The organism is Bradyrhizobium sp. P5_C11_2 (assembly GCF_054049755.1).
Genome location: NZ_JBFULT010000636.1, coordinates 1 through 4,031 on the forward strand (window position 1 = coordinate 1; position 4,031 = coordinate 4,031).

Below are 4,031 nucleotides of genomic sequence, written 5' to 3' on the forward strand. Positions count from 1 at the left end.
TCCCTGCCGTTGCGGAGCGGCCGACCGAGGCGCCCGGCCGGCCGAAATGTTGCAGCGATCAGAAGCTGCCCGTGCCCGGCTCACAAGGGACATTGTCGCCGGTCCATGGCGCCGTCGCAAAAGCTCCGACGCGCGGCGCGGGAACGCAGGCGCGGGCTCCCTGATATCCTCCCTGATAGAAGGGCGTGTCTGCCGCGACCGTATCGGCTTCCATGCTGGGCTGTCGTGCGACGTGATGGTGTTCACGGGCCATGACGGGTCCTCCGAGCACGGCGATCGCGATCAGGCCCGTCGACAGGAACTTGAGCGTGGTCATTATGGCTTCTCCTTTGATGACAGCAGGCCGATGAAGCCGGCTGCTCATGGAGGTGTGGACGACCCAGGCGCGATCAAACGCACGAATTGCTCACTCGGCTTCAACGGCGTGTGAACCGGAGCGGGACGGCGGACACGATCGTGCGAATTCGCAATGCCCGCTGGCTTCGGGAGTAACAGCGAACCCGTCGAGGACATATCTCCGGTAGAACGCGGTTCAGAACGGAGACAGAAGATGATCACGACGACAGCAAGCCGCATCGCCGCCGCACCGGCGCTGTCGCCCGGCTTTCCCGGCTTCCTGAATCGCTATTTAGTGGTGCTCCATTCTCCCTGGGACTACCTCGTCGGAGAGCCAGCGGTCCCTGGCATGCCTTCGCAGCCCGGCGCGTTCAGAACCGGCGGGCATTGACGATGACGTCGCGGACCGCTGAGCCCATGCTTCTCCGTCGCGGGCCGAAACGCCCCGCAGGACGCAAGGCCAGGACAATGGCGCGGATTCTTCTGATCGAGGATGACGCCGAAACCGCCGAGGCGATCGTTGCCGAACTTGGCGACCGCGGGTTCGAGGTTCAATGGGCCCCTGATGGCATCGACGGTCTCGACCAGGCGCGTTCAGCGTGTCCCGATGCCTTGATCGTCGATCGCATGCTGCCCGGAATGGACGGGCTGACCGTCATCGAGGCCCTGCGCAAGGACCAGGTGAGGGCGCCCGTGCTGGTCCTGAGTGCGCTCGGCGCGGTCGATGATCGGGTACRCGGATTGCGTGTGGGAGGAGACGACTATCTCACCAAGCCGTTCGCGATCATCGAGCTCGTCGCCCGGATCGAGGCATTGCTGCGCCGTCCGATGGACAGCCGCGAAACCACATTGCGCGCGGGTCCGCTGGAGCTCGATCTGATCGAGCGGACCGCGAGGCGAGGCGAGCGCGAGATCGACCTGTTGCCGCGCGAATTCCGCCTTCTCGAATACATGATGCGCCGGAGCGACCAGTTGTTGACGCGCGCGATGCTGCTCGAAGAGGTCTGGAACTACAAGTTCGTTCCGGCAACCACGAATCTGATCGATGTGCATATGGGCCGGCTTCGTCACAAGGTCGATGGTCCCGGAGAGGTGCAACTCGTCCACAACGTTCGCGGCTCGGGGTTCATTCTGCGCGTGCGCCAATAGCCGCCGCGGCGTCCCTGGAATCGTGGAGCAGAGCTTGCGCGAATATCGGACCTCGAAGCAATGCGCCAGATTCAGTTCATTCGTTCGAACACGTTCCTCTGGGCCCTGGCGGTGGCGGCGGCGTTTGCGTTGCTCGTGGTCGGCTTGTTCGCGTTCATCTATTGGAAGATCGATGATTACCTGATCGCCCGGTCCGACCGCATGATCGTCGCGCAGATCGACTTCATGGCCGGGCTGCCATCGGACCGCCGTGTCAATGTGATCTCGGATCATCTCGGACAGGATTCCAGAGGCGTGCAATATGCGGGACTGTTCGATGCTGCCGGAGCGAGGCTTGCCGGCAACATCGAGCGCCTGCCGCGAGATCTCGCGCTCGGCGGATCGGTGCGCGGCGTGCGGCTTGCCCGAAGCGGGCAATCGACGGTCCGTGATCCGGTCGTCAGGGCGGCAGGCAGGCGTCTGGGCGACGGCGAGATCCTGGTGATCGGCAGGAACGTCGATGAGACGCGCGAGATATCGAGTGTCGTGGGGCAGGCGCTCGCGCTGGGCCTCCTGCCGGCATTCTGTCTCTGCCTGCTGGCCGGCGCGTGGCTGAGCGTCCGCGCCCAGAGACGCGTGGAGCAGGTGAACCAGCGGGTTCAGCGGATCGTTGCCGGGGATCTGCGCGAGCGCCTGCCACTCGACAATGTAGACGATCCGTTCGCGCGACTGGCCGGGATCGTCAACGGCATGCTCGACGAGATGGAGACGATGATCAACGCCCTTGCCGGTGTCGGAAACGATATCGCCCATGATCTCAGAACTCCGCTCACGCGCGTCCGGCTGGCGCTGGAGCGCGGGCGGACGCACGCGGCCACGCTGGGGGCGCTCCAGGAGGTCACCGACAAGGCCATCGCCGGAATAGACCAGTCGCTCGCGATCATTACCGCGCTGTTGCGCCTGGCCGAAATCGAGAACGGCCGCCGCACGGCCGGGTTCGGCGACGTCGCGCTCGACGAGATCCTGCGCGAAGTGTGCGACGTCTACGAGCCCATCGCCGAAGACAAGAACATCGAACTTGGCGTCGTCATCGATCGCACCGCGCGGGTGCGGGGCGATCGGGATCTGTTGTTCGAGGCGATCGCCAATCTCGTGGACAATGCCGTCAAGTTTACGCCCACGGGCGGGAAGGTGAGACTCGAACTCGTGTCGGACGACAAGACCGCGCTTGTGCGCGTGAGCGATACCGGGCCCGGCATCAACGAGCAGGAGCGCGAAGCGGTGCTGCGGCGATTCTATCGCTCCGACAAGATGCGCAACACGCCGGGAGTTGGTTTGGGACTGAGCCTGGTGGCTGCCATCGTCAAGCTGCATGGCTTTCAGCTGATCATCCGTCCGGCCCCTGGAGGGCGGATCGAGATCCTCGCCCGGACCGGAGGAGCGACCAAAGCCGCCGCATCCCGGTCTCGGATCTCGCTTCACGCAAACGCGAGCCAGGTGTGATGACTCAAACGACGCGCGCTGCGCCGAACGCCGGGACGGGGCCGAATGTTTGAACGCGAATTCAGGTTTGTTAAGCCCAATTCAGTCGCGCCTTCGTTCGAAGGCCTCTTAGAGTCGGCTTGCCGGTTTCGAATGTGGACGTAACAGATGCAGACCCGCCACGAGCTCACCAGGAACAATGCCGCGGCCGTACCGGGCAGAGCCCCGTCCGTCCCCTTTCTCAGCGCCTAKTCCGCGGCCATCAGGGGCTACGAACTGCTTGAGCCCGTTCAGGAGCAGCAGCTTGCACGACGTTGGCAGGAGAGGCGGGATCGAGACGCAGCGAACGTGCTGGTCACGAGCCATCTCCGGCTCGCTGCCAAGGTGGCGCGAGGCTACAGGGGATACGGCCTTCCGCTGGCAGATCTGATCGCGGAAGCGAATCTTGGGCTCGTGATCGCGGCGTCAAGGTTCGAACCCGGTCGTGGCTCGCGGTTCTCCAGCTATGCGCTGTGGTGGATCAAGGCATCCATTCACGAATACATCCTGCGGTCCTGGTCGCTGGTCAAGATCGGCACGACAGCCGCCCAGAAGAAGCTGTTCTTCAGGCTCCGCGGCGAGATGAGGAAGGCCACGGGCGGCGAGATGGCGCGGCTCACCCCGGAGGTCGCCGAGGTGATCGCCGCGAACCTCGACGTCACGGCGCGTGACGTGATCGAGATGGATACCCGCCTGAACGGCGACCTGTCGCTGAATGCGCGCGTTGGAGGCGACGAGGACGGAGCCGATTGGGAGGCGTCCCTGGTCGACGGCGCGATCGATGCCGAGACGGTTCTCGCCGATCAGGATCAGATGGAGCGTCGCACCAGCGCCCTGCGCATCGCGCTGGATGTCCTCACGGCGCGTGAGCTTCACGTTCTGAAGGCGAGGCGGTTGGCCGAACCCGCCGTCACGCTCGATCGGCTTGGCCGCGAGCTTTCGATCTCCAGCGAACGGGTTCGGCAGATCGAGACCCGCGCCTTTGCCAAGGTCAGGCGGGCCGCGATTCTGGCCGCGCAGGATGCTGCGCGCGTCTCCCGATGCAG

The 4,031-nt window shown here is 64.6% G+C and carries 5 protein-coding genes; 4 read left to right on the forward strand and 1 reads right to left on the reverse strand.

Going from position 1 to position 4,031, the window contains the following annotated elements:
- Window positions 1-58 precede the first annotated feature (58 nt).
- Window positions 59-316 carry a hypothetical protein gene (locus ACXJL8_RS35770; RefSeq protein WP_456617643.1) on the reverse strand — a complete coding sequence of 86 codons (258 nt, stop codon included), beginning with the start codon at window positions 314-316 and terminating at the stop codon, window positions 59-61.
- 234 nt (window positions 317-550) lie between these two features.
- Between ACXJL8_RS35770 and ACXJL8_RS35775 the strand changes: the two genes are divergently transcribed.
- The 4 genes from ACXJL8_RS35775 to ACXJL8_RS35790 form a co-directional block, all read left to right on the forward strand.
- Window positions 551-727, forward strand: a complete 177-nt coding sequence (locus ACXJL8_RS35775) for a hypothetical protein (RefSeq protein ID WP_456617642.1) — start codon at window positions 551-553, stop codon at window positions 725-727.
- A 77-nt stretch (window positions 728-804) separates the two neighbouring features.
- The gene (locus ACXJL8_RS35780; protein WP_456686522.1) at window positions 805-1,485 is read left to right on the forward strand and encodes a response regulator transcription factor; all 681 of its coding nucleotides are present in this window, start codon (window positions 805-807) and stop codon (window positions 1,483-1,485) included.
- Between the two features lie 60 nt (window positions 1,486-1,545).
- Window positions 1,546-2,967 (forward strand): sensor histidine kinase, encoded by a 1,422-nt coding sequence (locus ACXJL8_RS35785; RefSeq protein WP_456617640.1) that lies wholly within the window; start codon window positions 1,546-1,548, stop codon window positions 2,965-2,967.
- A gap of 147 nt (window positions 2,968-3,114) precedes the next feature.
- On the forward strand, window positions 3,115-4,031 hold a 917-nt coding region (locus ACXJL8_RS35790), incomplete at its 3' end, for an RNA polymerase factor sigma-32 (RefSeq protein ID WP_456686523.1).

Coding starts and splice junctions, on each gene's coding strand:
- ACXJL8_RS35785 (WP_456617640.1), top strand. CDS start 1,546: ATGCGCCAGATTCAGTTCATTCGTTCGAACACGTTCCTCTGGGCCCTG.
- ACXJL8_RS35770 (WP_456617643.1), bottom strand. CDS start 316: ATGACCACGCTCAAGTTCCTGTCGACGGGCCTGATCGCGATCGCCGTG.
- ACXJL8_RS35775 (WP_456617642.1), top strand. CDS start 551: ATGATCACGACGACAGCAAGCCGCATCGCCGCCGCACCGGCGCTGTCG.